Raw genomic sequence first — 24,099 nt, 5'->3', positions numbered from 1 at the left:
TCCGTCGTCGGCAGCGTCAGATGTGTATAAGAGACAGGTCCGTAGACTGCGCGGAATGCAGCGTCCTCCCGTCGCCCGTCGCGACCCGGTGTCCCGCGTCCACCACGGCGACACCTTCGAGGACCCGTACGCGTGGATGGCCAACCGCGACGGCTCCGAGCTGCGTGAGCTCCTCGCGGCCGAGAACGCGTACGCGATCGCCCGGACCGAGCACCTTCGGCCCCTCGCCGACCAGGTCTTCGAGGAGTTCCGCTCCCGCATCGAGGAGACCGACCTGTCGGTGCCGGTGCGCCACGACCGCTGGTGGTACTACTCGCGCACCATCGAGGGCGAGCAGTATGCCGTCGACGCGCGGGTCACCGTGGCCGACCACCCGCAGCGGCCGGCCCTCGCCGAGGGCAGGCCGCCCGCGGGAGAGCAGGTGCTCCTCGACGGCAACGCCGAGGCGCGTGGCCACGAGTTCTACGGCGTCGGCGCCAGCGAGGTCTCGCCGGCCGGCGACGTGCTGGCGTGGGCCGTCGACCTCGCCGGCGACGAGCGCTACGACGTCCGGGTGCGCCGCATCGAGGACGGCGAGCTGCTCGACGAGGCGGTCCGCGACACCGGCGGCTCGCTGGCGTGGTCGCTCGACGGCCGCTACCTCTTCTACACGCGCGTCGACGACGCGTGGCGCCCGCACCAGGTGTGGCGCCACGAGGTCGGCACCGACGCCGCCGCAGACGTCCTCGTGCACGAGGAGACCGACGAGCACTTCTACATCGGCGTCGGTGCCTCGCGGGACGACCGGTGGGTCGTCATCGCGATCTCCTCCAAGACCACGAGCGAGTTCCGGCTCCTCGACGCCGCGAGCCCGCTCGACCCGCCGCGCGTCGTCGCCGAGCGACGACAGGGCGTCGAGTACGACGTCGAGCCGTGGGGTGAGCAGCTGCTCGTCGTGCACAACGCCCGCCGCGTCAACTTCGAGCTGACGGTCGCGCCGGTCACCTGCGCCTCGGCCGACGAGTGGGTGCCTCTCGACCTGACGACCGAGGACGAGTACGTCACGGGCGCAGAGGGTTTCGACGACTTCCTCGCAGTGTCGCTGCGACGCGAGGGGGGCACCGCGGTGCGGATCGTCCTCCGCGACCCCGAGGCCCCGAACGGCCTGGGCGAGGCCCACGACATCGCGGTCGGCGAGCCGATCGGCACGCTCGTCGTCGGAGCCAACCCCGAGTCGGCCACGCCGACCCTCCAGGTCGTCCACGAGTCGCTCGTCACCCCGCGCACGGTCGAGGACTACGACGTGCGCACGCGGCGGTTCACGCTGCTCAAGCGGCAGCACGTGCGCGGCGACGTCGACCTGACGCGCTACCGCCAGCGCCGCGAGTGGGCGACCGCCCCCGATGGCACTCGCGTACCGATCTCGGTCGTGCACCGCGACGACGTCGCGGCCGACGGCAGCGCGCCCGGGCTGCTGCACGCCTACGGCGCCTACGGCATCCCGAGCGACCCGTGGTTCTCGGTGCTGCGGCTGTCCCTACTCGACCGTGGCTGGGTCTTCGCCGTCGCGCACGTGCGCGGCGGTTCGGAGATGGGACGGTCCTGGTACGACGACGGCAAGCTCGAGGCTAAGCCGAACACGTTCACCGACTTCGTCGCCTGTGCGGACCACCTCGTCGAGTCCGGGATCGTCGCGCCCGACCGCCTTGCCGCAGAAGGCGGTTCGGCAGGTGGCCTGCTCATGGGCGCCGTCGTCAACCAGGCCCCCGGGCGGTTCCGGTTCGTCCACGCGCAGGTGCCGTTCGTCGACGCGCTGACCACGGTGCTCGACCCGAGCCTGCCGCTGACCGTCGTCGAGTGGGAGGAGTGGGGCAACCCGCTCGAGGACCCGGCCGCCTACGCGCTCATGAAGGGCTACACGCCGTACGAGAACGTGCGCCCGGGGGCACACCCGAGCCTGCTCGTCACGACGAGCCTCAACGACACCCGCGTCTACGTCACGGAGCCGGCCAAGTGGGTGGCCGCCATCCGCCACGCCGACGCGCAGCTGCCGGCGGGCGCAGAGCCACCCCAGGTGCTCTTCCGCACCGAGATGGTGGCCGGCCACGGTGGGCGCTCCGGCCGCTACGACACCTGGCGGCAGTGGGCCTGGGAGACGGCCGTCCTCATCGACCAGACGACGTGAGAGCGCGTCGCCGGTCCTCGCGGTCCGGCGCCGGTCACTGCCCCCAGATCGCCGTGACCCACTCCGGGTGGTCGACGAACGGGTTCCGGTTGTGCTGCCACGTGTCGAAGATGACCTCGTTGCGGCGCTTCTCGAAGGCGTCGGGCGGGTCCTGCAGGTTCCACTGCCGCAGCACCGACAGCCGGCCGATCGCGGGCGCGGTGCCGTTGCCGACGAGGTCGTTCGGCTCGAGGTCGGCGAAGCCGTCCCCGCCGTCCCAGCGCACCGCCATGTAGAAGATCATCCGGGCCACGTCGCCCTTGACGGCGTCGCGCGGCTGGAACGAGTCACCGTCGCTGAGGCAGCCGGTGCACTGGGCCACCGCCGACCCGCCGTTGTCGAAGTCGAGGTTGCCGCGGGTGCTGTTGACCGTGACGTCCTCGGGGCGCAGGTGGTGCACGTCCGTGCCGGGCCCGTTGACCGTGCCGAAGTCGCCGTGGCTCTTGGCCCAGACGTGCTCACGGTTCCACTGGTCGACGCCGCCGCCGTTGTCGGACTTGGCGATCGAGCGACCCGAGTAGACCTCGATGACGTTGTCGGGGTTGTTCGGGTCCTGGTCGGTGTCCTTGAGCGCCGTCCAGACCTGGTCGTAGCTCAGCGTCGTGACGCCGCTGGAGATGATCCGGTGCAGCTCGGTGTGCAACGCGGAGCCCGTCTTGCCGACCGCCGACGCGTAGTAGGTCGAGTCGTACGGACTCGTCGTGCCGGTCGGAGCCGGGGTCGTCGTGCTCGTCGTCGGGACCGTGGTCGTCGGCGACCCGCTGAAGGCGAAGGCCGTGGTTCCCGTCATGCCGGGATGGGAGAAGTACGCCGACAGCGAGCCGGTGACGTCGACCTGGCGGCCCATGAGCGAGGGGTTGCTGCGCAGGCCCCACTGGGGGCGGAACGCCGACGGGATCTGCACGTAGAGCATCCGGGTCGTGCCGGTCTCCGAGGCGGTGTCGGCGATGGCCAGCGCGTAGTCGTTGGGGAAGCCGGACCGCACGACGGTGCTCGTCGCGGTCGGCTGGCCGACGACGTAGCCGCGCACGGTCGCCGAGCGCCCGTCCTGGGCCCCGACGGCCTGCGAGACGGTGAGCGGTGCGGCGGCGGCCAGCCCGGCCGGTGCGGGTGCGTGCGCGACGCGCGGCGTCCCCGACGCGGGAGCGCCGGACGCGCTCGAGGCGGCCGTGAGCGCGATGGATGCCGGGACGATGCCGACGGCGAGGCCGAGCAGGGCGGCGCCGATCCGGCGCCGGCGAAGAACGATGGGCACGGGTTCTCCTGGGTGTGGGAGCGAGAGTCGCTGACGGGGTGGGTCGCGGGCCCGGCCGGACGCTCGCGTGGACGACTCGGAGGAAGAGCGACCAGGAGGTCGTGGGCGCCCGGCCGGGAGGCTCCGAGCGTGGCGGAGGCCGGGGCGCGCTGGGGTCTGGCGGGGGTCTGGCGTTGGCCAGCGGTGGTTCAGGATTGGACAGCCAGGACGGGCGCAGCGGCGGCTGCGACCCGCACCCTGAGACGCTGCGGGGGCACCGGCAGGCGCCTCCTAGACTGGTGACCCATGATGTCCACCCTCGACCTGCGCGGACGCACGCTCGACGTGCGCTTCCTGCGCGGTGCCCTTCCCCGAGCCGAGTTCGACGTCACGGCGGCCCTCGAGCAGGTGCGGCCGATCTGTGAGGACGTCGAGCATCGGGGCGCCGCGGCGCTGCGCGACCTGGGGGAGCGGTTCGACGGCGTCCGCCCCACCCACCTGCGGGTGCCGGTGGCCGTCCTGCAGGCGGCGCTGGAACACCTCGAGCCGGACCTGCGCGCAGCGCTCGAGGAGGCCGTCCGGCGGGCCCGCCTCGTGCACGCCGACCAGCGCCGCACCGACACCACGACGCGTGTCGTGCCCGGCGGCACCGTCACCGAGCGCTGGGTCCCGGTCGACCGCGTCGGCCTCTACGTGCCCGGTGGTCTCGCCGTCTACCCGAGCAGCGTCGTCATGAACGTCGTGCCCGCGCAGCTGGCCGGCGTCGGCTCGCTCGCCGTCGCCTCGCCGCCGCAGCGCGAGAACACCGGCGAGTTCGCCGGCTACCCCAACCCGACGATCCTCGCCACCTGCGCGTTGCTCGGCGTCGAGGAGGTCTACGCGGTCGGTGGGGCGCAGGCCGTCGCGATGTTCGCCCACGGCTTCACCGACGAGACGCCCGAGGGCGACACCGTCACGTGCGAGCCCGTGTCGATGGTCACCGGCCCCGGCAACATCTGGGTCGTCGCCGCCAAGCGCCTCCTCAAGGGGCTCATCGGCATCGACGCAGAGGCCGGTCCCACCGAGATCGCCGTGCTGGCCGACGACTCCGCCGACCCCGAGCACGTCGCCGCGGACCTCGTCAGCCAGGCCGAGCACGACCCGCTCGCGGCCTCCGTGCTCGTCACCGACAGCGAGGAGCTCGCCGAGGCGACCCGCGCCGCGCTCGCGCGCCGGGTGCCGGCGACCAAGCACGCGGAACGCGTCAGGGAGGCGCTCGAGGGCACGCAGTCGCGCATCGTCCTCGTCGACGACGTCGACGCGGGGCTCGAGGTCGTCAACGCCTACGCCGCCGAGCACCTCGAGATCCAGACCCGCGACGCCGCCGACGTCGCGGCCCGGGTGCGCAACGCCGGTGCCGTCTTCGTCGGCCCGTACGCGCCGGTGAGCCTCGGCGACTATGCGGCCGGGTCCAACCACGTGCTGCCGACCGCGGGCTGCGCCTGCCACAGCAGTGGGCTATCGGTGCAGTCGTTCCTGCGCGGCATCCACGTCGTCGACTACGACGAGGCGGCCCTGCGCGACGTCGCACGTCACGTCGTCACGCTCGCCCAGGCCGAGGACCTGCCGGCGCACGGCGAGGCCGTCACCGCGCGCTTCGGCGACGAGGTGCCCCGGTGACCGCGGCCACCGGAGGCGACGAGGTCGCGCGTCTGCTGCGCCCAGACCTGCGCGGGCGCACCGCGTACGGTGCGCCACAGCTCGACGTGCCCGTCCGGCTCAACACGAACGAGAACTCCTACCCGGTGCCCGAGCCCGTCGTCGAGGCCATCGTCGCCGCGCTCGCTGCCGACGTCCGCGACCTCAACCGCTACCCGGACCGCGACTTCACCGAGCTGCGCAAGGCGCTGACCGCCTACCTCGAGAAGCAGTCGGGGGTCACCGTCACCCCCGAGCAGGTGTGGGCCGGCAACGGCTCCAACGAGGTGCTCTCGCACGTGGTGCAGGCCTTCGGCGGCCCGGGCCGGGTGGCGCTGGGGTTCACGCCCAGCTACTCCATGCATCCGATCATCAGCGAGACCCTCGGCACCACCTGGGTCGACGGCCTGCGCGGCACCGGCACCTTCGACCTCACGCCCGAGTCGGCCGCCGAGCAGGCCCGGCAGCACCGCCCGTCGGTCGTCTTCCTCTGCTCGCCGAACAACCCGACCGGCACCGCGCTGCCGTTCGAGGTCATCGGTGCGGTGCTCGACGCCGCCCCGGACGCGATCGTCGTCGTCGACGAGGCGTACGCCGAGTTCGCCCGCCCCGGAACCCGATCGGCCCTGACGCTGCTCGCCGGGCACCCGCGCCTGGTGGTGACCCGCACGATGAGCAAGGCGTTCGCCTTCGCCGGCGGACGCCTGGGCTACCTCGTCGCCGCCCCGGAGGTCGTCGACGCGCTGCGGCTCGTGCGACTGCCCTACCACCTCTCGACCCCGACGCAGACGATCGCCCGCGTCGCCCTCGAGCACGCCGACGTCATGCTCGGCACCGTCGAGGTCATCAAGCACCAGCGCGACCGCATCGTCGAGCGCCTCGCCGAGCTCGGCGCCACGCCGGTGGCCAGCGACAGCAACTTCGTCCTCTTCGGCGGCCTGGCCGACGAGAAGGCCACGTGGCAGGCCCTGCTCGACGCCGGTGTCCTCGTGCGCGACGTCGGCATCGCCCACCACCTGCGCGTCACGGCGGGTGACCCCGACGAGACGACGGCCTTCCTCGACGCGTTCGCCCGCCTCGCCCCCACCCACCTGAGCAGCCAGACCGGCGTGACCCGCCAGACCGGCCAGACCAGCCAGACCAGCCAGGAGCCGCCCGCATGAACCGCACCGCGACGATCTCCCGCTCCACCTCCGAGTCCTCCGTCGAGCTCACCCTCGACCTCGACGGGACCGGCGTCGCCGAGGTCTCGACGGGCGTGCCGTTCTACGACCACATGCTCGCCTCGCTGGCCAAGCACTCGCTCATCGACCTCACCGTCAAGGCGACCGGCGACGTCGAGGTCGACGTGCACCACACCGTCGAGGACACCGCCATCGTCCTCGGTCAGGCACTGCGCGAGGCCCTCGGCGACAAGTCCGGCATCTCGCGCTTCGGCGACGCCACGGTTCCGCTCGACGAGGCGCTCGCGCAGGCGGTCGTCGATGTCGCGGGACGGCCCTACGTCGTCCACGAGGGCGAGCCGGAGGGCCAGCAGTACGCGCTCATCGGCGGCCACTTCACCGGGTCGATGACGCGCCACGTCCTCGAGTCCTTCGCCTACAACGCCGGCCTGTGCCTCCACGTGCGCGTCCTCGCCGGCCGCGACCCGCACCACATCGTCGAGGCGCAGTTCAAGGCCGTGGCCCGCGCCCTGCGCGCCGCCGTGGCCCACGACCCCCGCGTCGTCGGCATCCCGAGCGCCAAGGGAGCCCTGTGACGGCCGGCGCCCCGGGCGTCGGGAGCACCCGTCGCGACGTCGTCGTCCTCGACTACGGAAGCGGCAACGTCCGCTCGGCGGTGCGCGCCCTCGAACGCGTCGGCGCCAGCGTCACCCTGACGGCCGACCCGGTCGCCGCCCTGGAGGCCGACGGCCTGTTCGTCCCCGGCGTCGGCAACTTCCACGCGTGCATGGCCGGACTCGCGGCCGCGCACGGACCCCGGGTCATCGGCCGGCGCATCAGCGGCGGCCGACCCGTGCTCGGCGTCTGCGTCGGCATGCAGGTCCTGTTCGACGGCTCGACCGAGCCGTCCGCCGCACCCCTGGAGGGTCTGGGGGAGTGGCCCGGCACCGTCGAGCGGCTCCCGGCCGACGTCGTGCCGCACATGGGCTGGTCCGAGGTCGACGCCGCCGCCGGGTCGCGCCTGTTCGCCGGCGTCGAGCACGAACGGTTCTACTTCGTGCACTCCTACGCGGTGCAGCGCTGGACGCTTGAGGCGACCGGGGCCTTCGAGCGGGTGGCCCCGCACGTGACGTGGGCGGAGCACGGGGCGCGGTTCGTCGCGGCGGTCGAGAACGGACCGCTCTGCGCGACCCAGTTCCACCCGGAGAAGTCCGGAGACGCCGGGGCCCACCTGCTGGAGAACTGGGTCCGCAGCCTGTGACCGACCGGGCCCCGCTGCCGAGCAGCAGCCCGCCACCCCCGCACGACGCCGAGGAGATCCCAGCCGTGACCCAGTCACCCCAGAACGACCAGCCGCGCCTCGAGCTGCTGCCCGCGGTCGACATCGCGGGCGGTCAGGCCGTCCAGCTCGTCCAGGGCGTCGCCGGCACCGGCGGCCAGTTCGGTGACCCGTGGGAGGCCGCGAAGGCCTGGCAGGACCAGGGCGCCGAGTGGATCCACCTCGTCGACCTCGACGCCGCCTTCGGGCGCGGCAGCAACCGCGACCTCATCGCCTCGATCGTCGGTCGCCTCGACCTGCGGGTGGAGCTGTCCGGTGGCATCCGCGACACGCCCTCCCTCGAGGCGGCCCTCGCCACGGGATGCCGGCGCGTCAACATCGGCACCGCCGCCCTCGAGGACCCCGAGTGGACGGCCTCGGTCATCGCCGAGCACGGCGACCGTGTCGCGATCGGGCTCGACGTGCGGGGCACGACCCTGGCCGCGCGCGGCTGGACCCGCGACGGCGGCGACCTGTGGGACGTCCTCGACCGGCTCGACCGAGAAGGCTGCGCGCGGTACGTCGTCACCGACGTGCAGAAGGACGGCATGCTCCAGGGCCCGAACACCGACCTGCTCCGCGAGGTGTGCAGGCGCACGGACCGACCCGTCGTCGCGAGCGGCGGCGTCTCGACCCTGGACGACGTCGCGGCCATCCGCGCCCTCGTCGACGTCGGCGTCGAGGGCGCGATCATCGGGTCGGCGCTCTACCGGGGCGCCTTCACCCTCCCGGAGGCGCTCGACGTCGCGGGCCGGCCCGAGGCCCGCCCGTGAGCCGGCCCCCCGCTGCCTTCCACGACGCCGCGGGACGGCCGTCCGACTCGGCCGGGCAGGCCTGGGAGGGCAAGTCGATCCCCAGCCACGGGTTCGCCGGTGACACCGGTGCGGCCGACGCCGCGCTCCTCGCGGCCGTCGAGGCCGCACGGACGGCACCGACGCCGCAGGCCGAGCAGGCCCTCGTCGCAGCCGTCGCCGCGGCGCGGTGGCTCGTGCCCGTCGTCGCGGTGGCGACCGAGGTCGACGAGACGGGCGAGCACGCCACCGACACCCGCAGCGACATGGCCGCCGTCACGCTGACGGCCCCGGACGGCTCGCGCGCGCTGCCCGTCTTCTCCTCGCTCGCCAGCCTCTCCGAGTGGGACGCCGCCGCCCGACCGGTGCCCGTCCCGGCCTCCTCCGCGGCACAGGCCGCGATCTCCGAGGAGTGCCAGGTCCTCGTCGTCGACGTCGCCAGCCCGCACGCCACGGTCCTGCGTCCGAGCATGCTCTGGGCGTTGGCACAGCAGCGGCCGTGGGTACCGAGCCACGCCGACCCCCACGTCGCCGCCGCGGTCGAGGCGGCGGTCGCGGGCGAGCCCGACGTCGCCGCACACCGCCTCGAAGCGGGGGAGCCCGCAGGTGCGGGCGTCCTGAGGGTCGTCCTGGCCCTGCGCGCGGGTCTCGGGGCCGACGAGGTCGGTGCCGTCGCGACGCGCATCGGCGAGCGCATCGCGACCGACGGCGAGACGCGTGCGAGGATCGATGCCCTGACGTTCGCGCTCGAGCCCGCGGGCTGAGCGACGCGTCGGCGGCCGGTCACCGGGCAGCGTCCCGGGTGTCGGGAGCGTCGGCGGGGGCTCGCGCGTTCGTCGGGTAGGACGAGCGACATGCAGTCAGTGACGAAGGGAGCGTCGGTGCCCGGAGGACCAGGCGGCGCGAGCGGACCCCTCGGCTTCATCGCCGACCCGACCCTCGACGCCCAGCGCCGCCACGACCTGCGCCGGATGAGGGTGCTGGCCACGGGCCTGCTCGGCCTCGCGGCGGTCGTCTACCTGCTCACCCGCGGGCAGGCCGACGGTGTCCTCGGGTTCGTCAACGCGGGCGCCGAAGCCTCCATGGTCGGTGCGTGCGCGGACTGGTTCGCGGTCACGGCGCTCTTCCGCCACCCGCTCGGGCTGCCGATCCCGCACACGGCCCTCATCCCGCGCAAGAAGGAGATGATCGGGCGCAGCCTCGAGGAGTTCGTCAGCGAGAACTTCATGCGTGAGGACATCATCCGCGAGCGGGTCCTCGACGCCGAGCCGACGCGTCGCGCCGCGGAGTGGGTCCTCGGTCCCGGCCACGCCAGGCGTCTCGTCGACGAGGTGGCCACCGTCACGGTCCACGCGCTGCACCGGATCCCCGACGAGGACGTCCGGGCGGTCATCGAGCTGGCCGTGCTGCCGCGGCTCAAGCAGGAACCGGTCAGCTCGCTGGCCGGTGGCCTGCTCGACCAGGTCGTGCGGGACGAGGCGCACGTCGCGCTCGTCGACCTCGTCCTCGACGAGCTGCGGGCCTGGCTCGTCGACAACGAGGACCTCTTCGAGGCGCTCATCACCCAGCGCGCGCCGTCGTGGGTGCCCGACGCCATCAACGACATCGTCGCCCGCAAGGTCCACGTCGAGGCGCTAAAGTGGCTGGCCGACATCCGCAACGACCCGCGCCACGACGTCCGTCTGGCCCTGGACAAGCTGCTCGTCGACCTCGCCGACGACCTCCAGCACGACCCGGTGACGCAGGCCAAGGCCGAGCGGCTCAAGGAGCGGCTCCTGTCGCACCCGCAGGTGCCCGACACCGCGATGGCGCTGTGGGCCTCGCTGCGGTCCGTCGTCGTGTCGGCCCTCGAGGACGTGGACGGCCCGGTCCGCACCCGCGCCGTCAAGGAGGTCACCGGCCTCGCCGAGCGGCTCCTCGCCGACAGGGCCATCCGCGACCGGATCGACGCCCGCATCTGCGACGCCACGGTCTACGCCGTCGAGCGGTACGGCACCGAGGTGACCCAGGTCATCAGCCACACCATCGACCGGTGGGACGGCAAGGAGACCGCCGAGCGGGTCGAGCTCCAGGTGGGACGCGACCTCCAGTTCATCCGGATCAACGGCACCCTGGTCGGCGGCCTCATCGGCATGCTCATCCACGCCGTCTCGCTCCTCGTGCCCTGACCGCCTCGCCACACGCCCCCGTGGACGGTCGCGGCGGTCTGGGCCTGCTCCCTGCTACGCCTGCCGGGCCGCCCCCGCCGCCACGGCGTCGAGGCGCTCGGAGACCGTCCGCAGCACCCGGTGCAGCTCACGCAGCTCCGCGCGGCTCAGACCGCTGCGCTCGGCGATCGTCGTCGGCAGGCCGACGAGGGCGTCGAGGCGCTCGCGCCCCGCTCCGGTGAGGCGAACGACGACGCGTCGCTCGTCCTCGGGGTCCCGCGCGCGCGCCACGAGCCCGGCCGACTGCATCCGCTTGAGGAGGGGGGACAGGGTGCCGGAGTCGAGGCGCAGGAGGCGGCCGAGGTCGCCGACCGTCACCGGTCCGTGCTCGCCGAGGGCCATGAGGGCGATGTACTGCGGGTAGGACAGGCCGTGCTCGGCGAGGAGGTCCCGGTAGACGGCGTCGAAGGCGCGCACGGTCGTGTGCATGGCGTAGCAGATCTGCTGCTCGAGGCGAAGGTCCGGGGCCGAAGTGGTGCGTGCCATGGTTTCAGTCTACTATTCAATTGCGCACAATAGAGTTGACCACGATATGAAGGATGGATGATGACCTCCACCGCCCACCAGGCCCGCTACGTCGCCTCCGCCACCGCGTCCGGACGCGAGGGGCGCGCCGTCACCTCCGACGGCCGCCTCGACGTGGCGCTCGCGGCACCGAAGGAGCTCGGCGGCAGCGGACAGGGCACCAACCCCGAGCAGCTCTTCGCGGCCGGCTATGCCGCCTGCTTCGCCAGCGCCCTGGCGCTCGTGGCGCGGCAGCGTCGCGTCGAGGGCTTCGACGCAGCGGTGACGGCCGACGTCAGCCTGAGCGGCACGCCGGGCCAGGGCTTCGGGCTCGCCGTCGTCCTCGAGGTCGAGCTGCCGGACGGCCTCGACGGGGACCTCGCCCGCGAGCTCGTCGAGCGCGCGCACCAGGTGTGCCCGTACAGCAACGCGACGCGCGGGAACATCCCCGTCGAGCTGCGGGTCGCCTGAGCGGCTCCGTCCGGTCTTGTCCCGACGTCCCATTCCTGCCCGAGAACACCTGCCCGCCAAGGAGATCCGATGACCGACAGCACGCCTGCGACCCCCGCCATGCCCGCCCCCACCACCACGTCCCCCGCCACCCCCACCGCCACGACCAGCGCCACGACCGCACCGCCTCGCGAGGTGCGCCTCGTGTCACGCCCGGTCGGCTGGCCGCGGCAGGAGGACTTCGAGCTCGTCGCGAGCGACGTGCCCGAGGTGCGCGAGGGTCAGGTTCGGGTGCGCAACGTCGTCATGTCGGTCGACCCCTACATGCGCGGCAGGATGAGCGATGCCAAGTCCTACGCCGAGCCCTATGCCCTCGGTGAGGCGATGCACGGGGGAGCCGTCGGCGTCGTCGAGGAGTCGCGGGCCGACGGGGTCGCCGTCGGCGACCACGTCCTGCACGGCCTGGGCTGGCGCGAGGTGTCGGTGCTCGACGCGTCCGCCGTTCGCGTCGTCGACACGACGATCGCCCCGGCGTCGGCCTACCTCGGCGTGCTCGGCATGACCGGGCTCACCGCCTACGCCGGCCTCACCCGCGTGGCACAGGTGCGCCCGGGCGACGTCGTCTTCGTCTCCGGCGCCGCCGGAGCCGTGGGCAGCGTGGCAGGGCAGGTCGCCAAGGCGCTCGGCGCGTCGCGGGTCGTCGGCAGCGCCGGCGGCCCCGAGAAGGTCCGCCACGTGCTCGAGGACCTGCACTTCGACGCCGCCTTCGACTACCGCGCCGGGAAGGTGTCGACGATGCTCCGCGAGGCAGCGCCGGACGGCGTCGACGTGTACTTCGACAACGTCGGCGGCGACCACCTCGAGGCCGCCATCGGCTCGCTCTCCCGCGGCGGTCGCATCGCGATCTGCGGGGCCATCTCGGTCTACAACGCCACCGAGCCGCAGCCCGGACCCCGCAACCTGTCCCGGCTCATCCAGACGCGTGGCACGATCACCGGCTTCCTCGTCGGTGACCACTGGGACCTCGCCGGCGAGTACGCACAACGAGCCGCGGGCTGGATCGCCGACGGCACCCTGACCACGCGCGAGACGTTCGTCGACGGCATCGAGCACGCCGTCGACGCCTTCCTCGGCGTCCTGCGCGGGGAGAACACCGGCAAGATGCTCGTTCGCCTCTGAGGCGAGCTGGCATCGGGGCGACGGGGCACAGGCGGCACGCACCGAGCCGTCGCCACGCCGGGTCAGCCGATGAGCTCCTGCAGCAGCTCGACCGCGCGCTGCGCGGCGCTGTTGCCCGCAGGGTCGCGCACGACGGCCGCGATGTGGCGCACCGGAGTCGGTGCCGTCAGGGGCAGCACCCGTACACCGGACGGGATGACGTGGGCCGCCAGCTGCGGTACCGCGGTGACGCCGACGCCGGCCTTGACGAAGGCGATGGCCGTGTAGTGGTCCTGGGCCTGCACGGCGAAGTGCGGCTGGAAGCCGGCGGACTCGCACGCCGCGGCGAAGATCCGCGAGCACGCGGTGTTCGGTAGGTCGTTGCGGATCCAGCTGTCACCGGCGAGCTGGGCCAGGCCCACCTCGTCCTCGCCGGCGAGCGGGTGGTCGGCCGGCAGGATGACGACGTACGGGTCGACGGCGAGGGGTACGCGCCGCGAGCCCGGAGGGTCCTGGGCTCCCGGGGTGTCGATGACGATGTCGAGGTCGAGCGTCACACCGACGTGCTCGGGGAACTCGGTCAGGACGAGCTCGAGGGTGAGGTCGGGCAGCTCGGTCGTGAGGCGCCGGGCCAGGGTCGGCATCCACTCGGCGCCCGCGGAGGCGAAGTAGCCGATGGTGAGCCGCCCGGAGCGCCCCTCGCGCAGGTCGCTCACGACGCCGTCGAGGCGGCTCAGCTGCCCCATGAGCTCGTTGGTGTTCGCCACGAGCGCGCGGGCCGCGGCCGTGGGGGCCAGGCCGCGTCCCTCGCGCTCGAAGAGCGTCAGCCCGGTCTCCCGGGCGAGGGCCGAGATCTGCTGGCTGATGGCCGACGGGGTGTAGCCGAGGTTGTCCGCGGCGGCCTGGATGGAACCGCTGGCCATGACGGAGCGGAAGACGCGGAGGCGGTGGGTGTCGAGCATGACGCAATACTACAGTAGGGCTTAATGGTTGTGAAGAAAGCATCGCTTGTGCTGAATGGTGCAACGTTGCATCATGGAGTCATGACGACGACACGCCTTCTCTCCCTCGACTCCCTCCGAGCGCTGGCCGCCTCCGCTCGGCGCGGCCACCTCGCCGGCAGCGCAAGCCGCCTCGGCGCGCGTGACCGTGACCTCGACCGCATCGCCGCCGGGATTCAGGCCGTGACCCAGGCCGACCCCGAGCGCCTCACGCCGCGGCCCGCGCGCGGCGGCCGGCCCGTCGCGCCGCCCGTCGACCTCGCCGCTCGACGCGGCCGCCCTGCTGCGCCGGTGACTCCCACCCCTGCATCGCACGCACGGGCCAGCTGACACCACCAGCCGACGGCACCGGCTGGCATCACCAGCCGACGTCCCCCACTGCGTCGTCGCAGCACGACGGAACGGCCGACCGGGCACCCGCCCGGCCGGCCGTTGCCGTGTGCGCGACGCCTCAGGCGCGGACGTACTCGGCGAGGTGCTGTCCGGTGAGGGTCGCCCGCCCGGCGACGAGGGCCGCCGGCGTCCCCTCGAAGACGACGCGTCCGCCGTCGTGCCCCGCGCCCGGCCCCAGGTCGATGACCCAGTCCGCGTGCGCCATGACGGCCTGGTGGTGCTCGATGACGATGACCGACTTGCCGGAGTCGACGAGCCGGTCGAGCAGCCGCAGCAGGTTGTCGACGTCGGCGAGGTGCAGTCCGGTGGTCGGTTCGTCGAGGACGTAGACGCCGCCCTTCTCGCCCATGCGCATCGCCAGCTTGAGCCGCTGGCGCTCGCCGCCCGAGAGGGTGTTGAGGGGCTGCCCGAGCTTGAGGTAGCCGAGGCCGACGTCCTCCATCCGCTGCAGGATCGACGCCGCGACCGGCGTCCTCGCCTCCCCGGACGCGAAGAACGCGTGAGCCTCGGCCACCGGCAGCTCGAGCACCTCGGCGATGTTCAGGCCACCGAACCTCAGCTCGAGGACCGAGGCCTGGAACCGCTTGCCGCCGCACTCCTCGCACAACGTCGCCACGGTCTCCATGAACCCGAGCTCGGTGTAGATCATGCCGTTGCCGTTGCAGCTCTCGCAGGCGCCTTCGGAGTTCGCGCTGAAGAGAGCCGGCTTGACGCCGTTGGCCTTCGCGAACGCCTTGCGGATGGGCTCGAGCAGCCCCGTGTACGTCGCCGGGTTGCTGCGGCGGGAGCCCTTGATGGCGCCCTGGTCGATGACGACGACGTCCTCGTGGCCGGCGAGCGAGCCGTGGATGAGCGAGCTCTTGCCCGAGCCGGCGACACCGGTGACGACGCAGAGCACCCCGAGCGGCACGTCGACGTCGACGTCCTGCAGGTTGTGCGAGGACGCTCCGCGGATCTCGATGGCGCCCCGAGCCGTCCGCACCCGGTCCTTGAGCGAGGCCCGGTAGTGCAGGTGTCGACCGGTGAGGGTGTCGGAGGCCTCGAGCCCCGCGACGTCGCCCTCGAAGCAGACCGTGCCGCCGGCGGTGCCGGCCCCCGGGCCGAGGTCGACGACGTGGTCGGCGATGACGATGGTCTCGGGCTTGTGCTCGACGACGAGCACCGTGTTGCCCTTGTCGCGCAGCTCGAGCAGCAGCCTGTTCATCCGCTGGATGTCGTGCGGGTGCAGGCCGATGGTCGGCTCGTCGAAGACGTACGTCACGTCGGTGAGCGCCGACCCCAGGTGACGGATCATCTTGGTGCGCTGGGCCTCCCCGCCCGAGAGCGTGCCGGCCGGACGGTCGAGGGACAGGTAGCCCAGCCCGATCTCGACGAACGAGTCGAACAGGTGCAGCAGGTTGCCGACGAGCGGGGCGACCGACCGGTCCCGGATGCCGCGCACCCACTCGGCGGCGTCGGTGATCTGCATCGCGCACACGTCGGCGATGCTGCTGCCGTTGATCTTCGAGGACCGCGCCGCCTCGTTGAGGCGGGTTCCCTCGCAGGCGGGGCAGGGAGCGAAGACCGCTGCGCGCTCGACGAAGGCACGGATGTGCGGCTGCAGCGCGTCGACGTCCTTGCTGAACATCGACTTGCGGATCTTCGGGATCAGGCCCTCGTAGGTGACGTTGATCTTCTCGACCTTCACCTTGCGCGGCTCGCCGTAGAGGAAGTCCTGGCGCTGCTCGGGCGTGAAGTCCCTGATCGGCACGTCGGGTGGCACCGCGGCCTTGAACGCCGCCACCATCCAGCCGTCGGCGGTGTACCCGGGCACGAGGATCGCACCGTCGACGAGCGATCTGCTCTCGTCGACGATCGCGCCGAGGTCGAGGTCGGAGATGCTGCCGCGCCCTTCACAGGCCGGGCACATGCCGCCGAGGTAGACGACGTTGCGGGCCACGCGCTTCTCTCCGGTGTCGGAGGTCATGATGCCGCTCGCCTTGCGGGTGGGGACGTTGAAGGCGAAGGCGGTCGGCGGTCCGACGAACGGCTCGCCGATGCGGCTGAAGAGCACCCGGAGCATCGCGTTGGCGTCGGTGGCGGTCCCGACCGTCGAGCGGACGTTGGCGCCCATCCGCTCCTGGTCGACGAGGATCGCCGTCGTGATCCCCTCGATGACGTCGACCTCGGGTCGCGCGAGCGAGGGCATGAAGCCCTGGACGAAGGTGCTGTAGGTCTCGTTGATCATGCGCTGCGACTCGGCGGCGATCGTGCTGAAGACGAGCGAGCTCTTGCCCGAGCCGGACACTCCGGTGAAGACGGTGAGGCGACGCTTCGGGATCTCGACGTCGATGCCCTTGAGGTTGTTCTCCCGCGCACCCTGCACCCGGATGAGGTCGTGGCGGTCGGCCGCGTGGGCGGCCGGGCGGCTCGGTGCACCAGCCGGTCTCGTGCGCGCGTCGGTCGTCGTCGTGCCTGTGGCCATCGTGTCTCCCCGTCCTGCCGGCAGTGTGCGTCGTCGTCGTCCGGCCCGAGCGTACGTCGCGCGGCGCCGTGCCGGGCGAGGCGGCGCGCGGTCGCGGGCCACCCGGCGCCGTCCACGCTAGGTGCGGGCTAACCTGTGGCGCTTCTCGATTCCTGACCGACGCCTCAGCCTCGGAGCAGTTCCTTGGCCTTGTCCGCGGGCAGCAGGTCGTGCCGGACCGGCTCGCGCGTGAACGACCCGGTGCCGTGCGAGACCGACCGCAGGTCGATGGGATAGCGGGACAGCTCCGCCGCGGGGACCTCGGCATGGACGACCGTCCACCCGCCTCCGTCGTCGATGCCGTCGGCCGGCTCGGTGCCGAGCACCTGGCCACGCCGGCCGCGCAGGTCGGACATGACGGCGCCGAGGTACTCGTCGGCGATCGTGATGTCGACGCGGTCGATCGGCTCGAGCAGGGCCATCGTCGACTCGTTGGCGGCCTCCTTGAGCGCCAGGGCGGCCGCGGTCTGGAAGGCGACGTCGGAGGAGTCGACCGAGTGCGCCTTGCCGTCGACGAGGGTGACCCGCACGTCGACGACCGGGTGGCCCGTCAGCAACCCCTTCTCGAGCTGGAGCCGGGCGCCCTTCTCCACCGACGGGATGAACTGCCGCGGCACGGCGCCGCCGACGACCTTGTCGACGAACTCGAACCCCGCGCCGCGGGGCAGCGGCTCGATCTGGATCGAACACACCGCGTACTGGCCGTGGCCCCCGGACTGCTTGACGTGCCGGCCCTGCACCGAGCAGGACCGCACGAAGGTCTCGCGCAGGGCGGTGCGGTACGGCTCGGCCTCCACGGTCACCCCGTACCGGTCGGACAGCCGCCCGATGAGGTCGTCGACATGGGCCTGGCCCATCGTCCAGAGCACGACCTGGTCCGTCTCGACCGAGTGGTCGAGCCGCACCGTGACGTCCTCGGCGACGATCCGCTGCAGTGCGCCGGCGAGCTTGTCCTCGTCGGACTTCGTCGCGGCGTGGATGGCGACCGGCAGCTGCGGCTCGGGCAGCAGCCACGGGGCGACGACGGCCGGCCGGTCGGGGGAGGACAGGGTGTCGGAGGTCTCGGCCCGCGTCAGCTTCGAGACGAGGACGAGGTCGCCGGCCACGGCGTTGCCGCGGGGTCGGTGCGCGTCGCCGAAGGGTGAGGCGAGCGGCCCGACGCGCTCGTCGTCGTCATGGGCCGGGTGGCCGGCGACGTCGTGCCCGACGAAGTCGCCGAGGTGGCCGGAGACGTGGACGGTGTCGTCGACGCGCAGCGTGCCGGAGAAGACGCGCACCAGCGACAGCCGCCCGACGTACGGGTCGGTCGTCGTGCGGACGACCTCGGCGACGAGGGGCGCGTCGGGGTCGCACACGACCCCCGAGACGTGGCCGCCGGCGGGGGTGGTCACCATCGGCAGCGGGTGCACGGTCGGGTCGGGGAAGGCGCCCTCGATGACCCCGAGCAGCTCCTCGACACCGGCGCCGGTCAGCGGCGAGACCGGCAGGATGGGGAAGAACGAGCCGAGCTCGATGGCGGTGCGCAGGTCCGCCAGCAGGGAGGCCGTGTCGAGGGGCTCGCCCTCGAGGTAGCGATCGAGCAGCGTCGCGTCCTCGGACTCCTCGATGACCGACTCGATGAGCGCGCTGCGGGCGTCCTCGTGCTCGGCCGACGTCTCGCCGGTGAGCAGTCCGACGACCCCCGTCACCGCGCCGTCCTGCAGGACCGGCCAGTGCGTGGCCCGCGCGTCCCCGAAGGTGCGACGGCACGTCTCGACGGTCGCCGCGAACTCGGCGCGTGGCTGGTCGAGGTGGGTGACGACGACGGCCCGCGGCATCCCGACGGCCGCGCACTCGCGCCAGAGCAGTGCGACGGGGCGGTCGATGTCGTCGGCGCCCGAGACGACGAAGACCGCCGCGTCGGCCGCCCGGAGCCCGGCCCGCAGCTCGCCGACGAAGTCGGGGTAGCCGGGGGTGTCGAGGAGGTTGAGGACGACGCTGCCGCTGTCGAAGGAGGCTGCGGTCAACGTCGTCGTGCGCACGTGGTCGGTGGGGCCCGGGCCACCGGTGCGCTGGCCCGGCACGCGGGCCGCGAGCAGGGCCTCGAAGAGGGCCGTCTTGCCGGCGCCGCCGGGGCCGACGAGGACGACGTTGCGGATGTCCTGCGGCGAGGCGGGGCTGGGGGCCGCAGGGAGGTCTGATCTGCCGGGCGTCTTTGCCATGACCCCACCTTTCCGCTCTTGCCCAGCCGCCACAAGGCATCACCATCCCTGCATGGCCGCTGCCTGGCCGCCGCCTGGCCGCCGCCTGGCCGCTGCCCGACGACCCGGCGAAACCGGGGTGCGAGCTGTCGGCGGCGGGTGGTTGTCTTGGCCACATGGACCTCCGGAAGTACGGGCCGGTGCTCGCCGACCGCGACACCCGACGCGCGCTGCTGCTCGGCTTCCTCATCCGCGTGCCGATGTGGGCCGGCGCCGTCATCCTCACGCTGCACGTCGTCACGAGCCTGGGGCGCAGCTACGGCGCGGCCGGGCTGGTCTCGGCCGCCTCCACGGTCGCCGTCGCGGTCTCGGGCCCGTGGCGCGGTCGCCTGCTCGACCGGATCGGCCTGCGTCGCACCGTCGGCCCCTCGCTGGTCGTCCAGGTCGTCTGCTGGTCGATCGCGCCCTGGGTGGACTACGCCCCGCTCGTAGGCCTCGCCGCGCTCGCCGGGCTGTTCGTCGTGCCGACGTTCTCCATCCTCCGCCAGGTCATCATCCGGTCGGTGCCGAGCGACCAGCGCCGCACCGCCCTGTCGCTCGACTCGTCGGCCACCGAGCTGTCCTTCATGGCGGGCCCGGCCATCGGCGTCTGGCTCGCCACGTCGTGGGACACCGGGTGGGCGCTCTTCGTCTGCGAGATGGCCTCGGTCGCCGCCGGGCTCGTCCTGTGGCTCGTCAACCCGCCCCTGACGTCGACGCCGACGGGCCCGGCCGAGGCCCAGCCCGCCGACGACGAAGCCCGGGCGGCGGGTGACGCCGGCGTGCCCAAGGCGGGCGGGCGCGCCTCCGTCGGACGGCTCGGGCTGCCCGGTTTCGTGACGCTGCCCGTCGCCGCCGTCCTGCTCGCAGCCGCGTGCTCGACGCTCGTGCTCTCCGGCACGGACGTGTCGGTCGTCGCCGCCCTGCGCACGTTCGGCTCGACCGCGTCCATCGGCTGGGTCCTGGCGCTGTGGGGTCTCGGGTCGCTCGTCGGTGGCCTCGTCTACGGCGCCTGGCACCGGTCGGTCTCGGTGTTCTGGCTGCTCGCCGGCCTCGCGGCCACCACGGCGCCGGTCGCCCTCGCCGCCGGGGTCCCGGCCTTCGCCGTCCTCGTCACGGTGTGCGGTGTCCTCTGCGCGCCCACCATCACCGCGACCGTCGAGCAGCTGAGCCGCCTCGTGCCCGAGCGGCACCGCGGGGAGATGATGGGGTGGCACGGCTCGGCCATGACGGCCGGCTCCGCGCTCGGTGCGCCCATCGCCGGGTTCGCCATCGACCGGGCAGGCTGGCAGTGGGGGTTCCTCTCGGTGTCGGCCATCGGCGTCGTCGTCGCCCTCGCCGGGGCCCTCGCGCCCCGCGGACGCGCCAGGGGTCGGCGCGGTGGTGCGGGCACCCGCGCCGCGGTCGCGCCCGGCGTCGATTCGGTACCGGGCGTCCCGGCTGCTACCCTTGAGCACTGACCAGTCGTCCACGCCTCGTGCCTCCGGGCCGGAGCGGGGACGACGTGCAAGAGAAGCTCGCTTCCACCCGCGACGACCAGCAGGTCGCCGGGTCCCAGGTCCGCTCGACGGAGCGTCGCCGCACGGCTGTGCGGTCGGCACCGGCGAGCCGTGTGCGGTGCCGGTGACGGCACCGCCCGCGTGACCCAGGGCTCCTCGTGCACCCACGAGGAGCCTTTTCTCGTTCCGGGTCAGGCACCAGCAGAGCAGTTCCCGCAGGTCACACCAGTCATCGAACTTAGGAGCACCACATCAGCGAGCCTCGCATCAACGAGCGCATCCGGGTCCCGGAAGTGCGTCTGGTTGGCCCCAACGGTGAGCAGGTCGGCATCGTGCGCGTCGAGGACGCGCTGCGTCTGGCCGAGGAGGCGAACCTCGACCTCGTCGAGGTGGCCCCCATGGCCAAGCCGCCGGTCGCCAAGCTCATGGACTTCGGCAAGTTCAAGTACGAAGCCGCCATGAAGGCACGGGAAGCCCGCAAGAACCAGGTCAACACGGTCATCAAGGAGATCAAGCTCCGTCCGAAGATCGACCCGCACGACTACGGCACCAAGAAGGGCCACGTCGAGCGGTTCCTCAAGGCCGGCGACAAGGTCAAGGTGACGATCATGTTCCGCGGTCGCGAGCAGTCGCGCCCCGAGCTCGGCCGCCGCCTGCTCGAGCGTCTCGCCGACGACATCGCCGAGCTCGGCTACGTCGAGTCGGCGCCGAAGCAGGACGGCCGCAACATGATCATGGTGATCGGACCGACGAAGAAGAAGGCCGAGGCCCGCGCCGAGCAGCGACGAGCCCGGGACCGGGCCGGTACCCCCGCCGAGGGCGAGGCCGCCACGGCCGCGCCGGAGGCACCCGCCGCGCAGACGACCGAGCAGACCAGCGAGCAGACCAGCGAGACCGCCGCCGCCGAGTGACCGGCGGTCCGGACTCCCGGCGGGCTCCCGGAGCCCGCCGCACCACGGACGACGTACGCCTCACGTACGCACGCAACACGAAGGAGATCGGCCACCATGCCGAAGATGAAGACGCACAGCGGTGCGAAGAAGCGTTTCCGCCTGACCGGCAAGGGCAAGGTCATGCGTGAGCAGGCCGGCGGCCGTCACCTGCTCGAGCGCAAGTCCTCGCGCTACACCCGCCGCATCGCCGGCGACGTCGAGGTCGCCGCTCCCGACGCCAAGAAGGTCAAGAAGCTCCTCGGCAAGTGAGCCGGGACCCCCACAGCATCAGCTGAGCAGCCGGGTCGTCTCGGTCACGCCAGCAACACCGAAGTGTGTTCAAGTAAAGAAGGAGTGTTCACGTGGCACGCGTGAAGCGGGCGGTCAACGCCCAGAAGAAGCGTCGCGTCGTTCTCGAGCGCGCGAGCGGCTACCGCGGTCAGCGGTCGCGTCTCTACCGCAAGGCCAAGGAGCAGGTCACCCACTCGCTGGGCTACGCCTACCGTGACCGTCGCGCCAAGAAGGGTGACTTCCGTCGCCTCTGGATCCAGCGCATCAACGCCGCGGCCCGCGCCAACGGCATGACCTACAACCGGTTCATGCAGGGCCTCAAGGCCGCCGGGGTCGAGGTCGACCGCAAGATCCTCGCCGACCTGGCCGTCAACGACGCGCCGGCCTTCACCGCCCTCGTCGAGCTCTCGCGGGCCAACGTCCCCGCCGCGGCCGACAAGGCCGGCGACGCCGCCTGAGCGTCCCCCGCAGCGCACCCGAGCGCCGGGACACCCCGTGCTGACCAACCCCCGATCCGATCGGGTCAAGGCGGTGCGGGCGCTGTCCCGGCGCTCGGTCCGTGAGCGCACCGGCCAGTTTCTCGCCGAGGGCCCCCAGGCGGTCCGCGAGGCGGTCAACCACCGCCCGGACACTGTCCGCGACGTCTACGTGACACCGGAGGCCGCCGACCGCCACGGGGCCATCGTGGAGGCCGCGCGCGCCGCACAGGTCCGGGTGCACGAGGTCAGCCCGGAGGTGCTCGCCGCCATGGGGGACACCGAGTCCCCGCAGGGCCTCGCCGCCGTGTGCCGGACCGTCGACGTGCCGCTGTCCGACGCGCTGGGCCGCGTCCCCGACGGCGGTTTCGTCTGCGTCCTGACCAACGTGCGCGACCCCGGCAACGCCGGAACCGTCATCCGCGGGGCGGACGCGGCCGGCGCGCACGCCGTCGTCGTGAGCGACGCGAGCGTCGACGTCTACAACGCCAAGGTGGTCCGTTCGACCGTCGGCTCGCTGTGGCACCTGCCCGTCGTGGTCGGGGTGCCGGTGACCGAGGTCATCTCGGAGCTGCGCGCCCGCGGGGTGGCGCTGCTCGCCGCGGACGGTGTCGGCCCGACGCTGCTGCACGACGCCGACCTGCGCCGCACCCACGCCTGGGTCATGGGCAACGAGGCCTGGGGCCTGCCGGCCGAGGTCCGCGACGCCTGCGACGACGTCGTCCGCGTGCCGATCTACGGTGCGGCCGAGTCGCTCAACCTCGCGATGGCTGCCACGGTGTGCCTCTACGCGTCGGCCGAGGCGCGACGCACGGGTCACTGACCGGGCACCGGCGGGCCGCCCGTGACTATCCTCGCTCCATGACCAGCGTCGACGGTTCCGGCGACCAGCTGCCCCGGTCCGCCGACGCCCTGGCCCCCGTCGCCCTGATGGGCGAGCTGCTGCCGGACGGTCTCGTCGTCGTCGGGCCCGACCGTCGCATCCGCTTCGTCAACGCGGAGGCGGCGCGCATCCTCGAGTGCACGCCCGACGAGCTGACCGGTCGGACGCTCGACGAGGGTCTGCCGTTCACCGACAAGTACGGCCGGCCCTGGTGGGAGCACACCGACCCGTGGGGCGGGCTGGGGTCACGCACGGGTCACCGCGAGAAGCTCCTCGTGGCCCCGGCAGGCCATGACGTCCTCGTGACGGCCCGCTACGTCCGGGACGGCGGCGGCACGATCGAGCGGATCATGCTCGGTCTGCGCGACGCCGAGGCCCGCCAGCGCGCCGAGCGAGAGCAGGCGACGGTCCTGTCGACCGTCGCCCACGAGCTGCGGGCGCCGCTGACGTCGGTCACGGGCTTCACGAGCAGCCTCCTGCGGCGGTGGGACCGGTTCACCGACGAGCAGAAGCGCCTCATGATCGAGACGATCGAGTCCGACGCGACGCGCCTGACCCGGCTCATCACCGAGCTGCTCGACATCTCGCGGCTCGACTCGGACAGCCTCAACCTGCGGCTCGGCCCCGTCGACCTGCAGGCCCTGCTGCGCGGCCACGTCGCACGCTACGAGGTCGGCCGGGCACCCGGTGCCGTGGCCCTGCGCCTCGGCCCGACTGCCAGCGAGCGCGGGCTGCCGGAGCTGTGGGCCGATGTCGACCGCCTCGAGCAGATCTTCTTCAACCTCATCGAGAACGCCCTGCGGCACGGGGCCGGGCAGGTCACCGTGACCCTCGAGAGGGACGGGGCACCCCGCGACGAGACGGTCGAGTCGCTCGTCGTCCACGTCGACGACGAGGGTGACGGCATCGCGCCGGCCGACCGTGACAAGGTGTTCGGGCGGTTCTGGCACGGCCCCTCGAACGCGAGCACCGGCCTCGGGCTCTACGTCGTGCGTGGGCTCGTCGAGGCCCACGGCGGGACGGTGCACGTCGCCGACAACGAGGCCGGCGGGGCCCGGTTCGTCGTGCGCCTGCCTGCGGGTCTGCCGGCGGTCGTCGGGCCCTGACGCGGCCCCGCGGGACGGCGCGGAAACCCGTTCGACGCCGCCCCTAGACTGGCAGCCCAGAAGCGACCCCCCGAGCGAGAGCAGCACGCAC

General features: G+C 72.9%; 22 protein-coding genes. 17 read left to right on the top strand and 5 right to left on the bottom strand.

The window, feature by feature from the left end; all coding sequences use genetic code 11:
• Positions 1–22: 22 nt before the first annotated feature.
• Entirely contained in the window at positions 23–2,164 is a 2,142-nt protein-coding gene (locus ACR9ZK_RS06600; RefSeq protein ID WP_481341094.1) for a S9 family peptidase, read from the top strand.
• Between the two features lie 34 nt (positions 2,165–2,198).
• Here ACR9ZK_RS06600 and ACR9ZK_RS06595 read toward each other — a convergent pair whose 3' ends face one another.
• On the bottom strand, positions 2,199–3,458 hold the full coding sequence (locus tag ACR9ZK_RS06595) for an endonuclease (protein WP_481341093.1): 1,260 nt from the start codon (positions 3,456–3,458) through the stop codon (positions 2,199–2,201).
• 285 nt (positions 3,459–3,743) lie between these two features.
• Here ACR9ZK_RS06595 and hisD point away from each other — a divergent pair, with 285 nt between their 5' ends.
• The 7 genes from hisD to ACR9ZK_RS06560 all read left to right on the top strand — a co-directional run bounded on the left by hisD (position 3,744) and on the right by ACR9ZK_RS06560 (position 10,554).
• Complete coding sequence (gene hisD, locus ACR9ZK_RS06590; protein ID WP_481341092.1) at positions 3,744–5,096, top strand: histidinol dehydrogenase; 1,353 nt, start codon at positions 3,744–3,746, stop codon at positions 5,094–5,096.
• Complete coding sequence (locus ACR9ZK_RS06585) at positions 5,093–6,277, top strand: histidinol-phosphate transaminase (protein ID WP_481341091.1); 1,185 nt, start codon at positions 5,093–5,095, stop codon at positions 6,275–6,277. Before hisD ends, ACR9ZK_RS06585 begins: the two co-directional genes overlap by 4 nt.
• On the top strand, positions 6,274–6,873 hold the full coding sequence (gene hisB / locus ACR9ZK_RS06580; RefSeq protein WP_481341090.1) for an imidazoleglycerol-phosphate dehydratase HisB: 600 nt from the start codon (positions 6,274–6,276) through the stop codon (positions 6,871–6,873). The genes ACR9ZK_RS06585 and hisB overlap by 4 nt, the downstream gene beginning before the upstream one ends.
• On the top strand, positions 6,870–7,538 hold the full coding sequence (hisH, locus tag ACR9ZK_RS06575) for an imidazole glycerol phosphate synthase subunit HisH (protein ID WP_481341089.1): 669 nt from the start codon (positions 6,870–6,872) through the stop codon (positions 7,536–7,538). The genes hisB and hisH overlap by 4 nt, the downstream gene beginning before the upstream one ends.
• 65 nt (positions 7,539–7,603) lie before the next feature.
• Complete coding sequence (priA, locus tag ACR9ZK_RS06570; protein ID WP_481341088.1) at positions 7,604–8,368, top strand: bifunctional 1-(5-phosphoribosyl)-5-((5-phosphoribosylamino)methylideneamino)imidazole-4-carboxamide isomerase/phosphoribosylanthranilate isomerase PriA; 765 nt, start codon at positions 7,604–7,606, stop codon at positions 8,366–8,368.
• Positions 8,365–9,150 carry an SseB family protein gene (locus tag ACR9ZK_RS06565; protein WP_481341087.1) on the top strand — a complete coding sequence of 262 codons (786 nt, stop codon included), beginning with the start codon at positions 8,365–8,367 and terminating at the stop codon, positions 9,148–9,150. The genes priA and ACR9ZK_RS06565 overlap by 4 nt, the downstream gene beginning before the upstream one ends.
• A 90-nt stretch (positions 9,151–9,240) precedes the next feature.
• On the top strand, positions 9,241–10,554 hold the full coding sequence (locus ACR9ZK_RS06560; RefSeq protein ID WP_481341086.1) for a DUF445 domain-containing protein: 1,314 nt from the start codon (positions 9,241–9,243) through the stop codon (positions 10,552–10,554).
• Between the two features lie 54 nt (positions 10,555–10,608).
• Here the strand turns inward: ACR9ZK_RS06560 and ACR9ZK_RS06555 are convergent, their stop codons facing one another.
• Positions 10,609–11,079 (bottom strand): MarR family winged helix-turn-helix transcriptional regulator, encoded by a 471-nt coding sequence (locus ACR9ZK_RS06555; RefSeq protein ID WP_481341085.1) that lies wholly within the window; start codon positions 11,077–11,079, stop codon positions 10,609–10,611.
• A 60-nt stretch (positions 11,080–11,139) separates the two neighbouring features.
• Between ACR9ZK_RS06555 and ACR9ZK_RS06550 the strand changes: the two genes are divergently transcribed.
• The gene (locus ACR9ZK_RS06550) at positions 11,140–11,568 is read left to right on the top strand and encodes an organic hydroperoxide resistance protein (protein WP_481341084.1); all 429 of its coding nucleotides are present in this window, start codon (positions 11,140–11,142) and stop codon (positions 11,566–11,568) included.
• Between the two features lie 99 nt (positions 11,569–11,667).
• Positions 11,668–12,726 carry an NADP-dependent oxidoreductase gene (locus ACR9ZK_RS06545; protein WP_481341095.1) on the top strand — a complete coding sequence of 353 codons (1,059 nt, stop codon included), beginning with the start codon at positions 11,668–11,670 and terminating at the stop codon, positions 12,724–12,726.
• Positions 12,727–12,788: 62 nt separating this feature from the next.
• Here ACR9ZK_RS06545 and ACR9ZK_RS06540 read toward each other — a convergent pair whose 3' ends face one another.
• Positions 12,789–13,667, bottom strand: a complete 879-nt coding sequence (locus tag ACR9ZK_RS06540) for a LysR family transcriptional regulator (RefSeq protein WP_481341083.1) — start codon at positions 13,665–13,667, stop codon at positions 12,789–12,791.
• A gap of 81 nt (positions 13,668–13,748) precedes the next feature.
• Between ACR9ZK_RS06540 and ACR9ZK_RS06535 the strand changes: the two genes are divergently transcribed.
• Positions 13,749–14,036: a hypothetical protein gene (locus ACR9ZK_RS06535; RefSeq protein WP_481341082.1), complete on the top strand. Its 288-nt coding sequence runs from the start codon at positions 13,749–13,751 to the stop codon at positions 14,034–14,036.
• 121 nt (positions 14,037–14,157) lie between these two features.
• Here ACR9ZK_RS06535 and ACR9ZK_RS06530 read toward each other — a convergent pair whose 3' ends face one another.
• On the bottom strand, positions 14,158–16,563 hold the full coding sequence (locus tag ACR9ZK_RS06530) for an ATP-binding cassette domain-containing protein (protein WP_481341081.1): 2,406 nt from the start codon (positions 16,561–16,563) through the stop codon (positions 14,158–14,160).
• 164 nt (positions 16,564–16,727) lie between these two features.
• Entirely contained in the window at positions 16,728–18,803 is a 2,076-nt protein-coding gene (locus ACR9ZK_RS06525; RefSeq protein WP_481341080.1) for an elongation factor G-like protein EF-G2, read from the bottom strand.
• Between the two features lie 155 nt (positions 18,804–18,958).
• On the opposite strand from ACR9ZK_RS06525, the gene ACR9ZK_RS06520 reads away from it, so the two are divergent.
• From ACR9ZK_RS06520 to ACR9ZK_RS06495, 6 genes are all read left to right on the top strand, one after another.
• Positions 18,959–20,281: an MFS transporter gene (locus tag ACR9ZK_RS06520; RefSeq protein ID WP_481341079.1), complete on the top strand. Its 1,323-nt coding sequence runs from the start codon at positions 18,959–18,961 to the stop codon at positions 20,279–20,281.
• Between the two features lie 332 nt (positions 20,282–20,613).
• Entirely contained in the window at positions 20,614–21,231 is a 618-nt protein-coding gene (infC, locus tag ACR9ZK_RS06515; protein ID WP_481341078.1) for a translation initiation factor IF-3, read from the top strand.
• 96 nt (positions 21,232–21,327) lie between these two features.
• Positions 21,328–21,522 carry a 50S ribosomal protein L35 gene (gene rpmI, locus ACR9ZK_RS06510; protein WP_481341077.1) on the top strand — a complete coding sequence of 65 codons (195 nt, stop codon included), beginning with the start codon at positions 21,328–21,330 and terminating at the stop codon, positions 21,520–21,522.
• Between the two features lie 92 nt (positions 21,523–21,614).
• On the top strand, positions 21,615–22,001 hold the full coding sequence (gene rplT / locus ACR9ZK_RS06505) for a 50S ribosomal protein L20 (RefSeq protein ID WP_481341076.1): 387 nt from the start codon (positions 21,615–21,617) through the stop codon (positions 21,999–22,001).
• Positions 22,002–22,038: 37 nt separating this feature from the next.
• Positions 22,039–22,842 carry a TrmH family RNA methyltransferase gene (locus tag ACR9ZK_RS06500; RefSeq protein ID WP_481341075.1) on the top strand — a complete coding sequence of 268 codons (804 nt, stop codon included), beginning with the start codon at positions 22,039–22,041 and terminating at the stop codon, positions 22,840–22,842.
• A gap of 38 nt (positions 22,843–22,880) precedes the next feature.
• Positions 22,881–24,008, top strand: coding sequence for a sensor histidine kinase (locus tag ACR9ZK_RS06495; RefSeq protein WP_481341074.1), 1,128 nt, complete (start codon positions 22,881–22,883; stop codon positions 24,006–24,008).
• Positions 24,009–24,099: the final 91 nt, after the last annotated feature.

Source organism: Monashia sp. HAY1-5C, assembly GCF_056755255.1.
The sequence above is the reverse complement of the archived record's forward strand: the minus strand, read 5'-3'. Positions and strand labels throughout refer to the sequence as shown.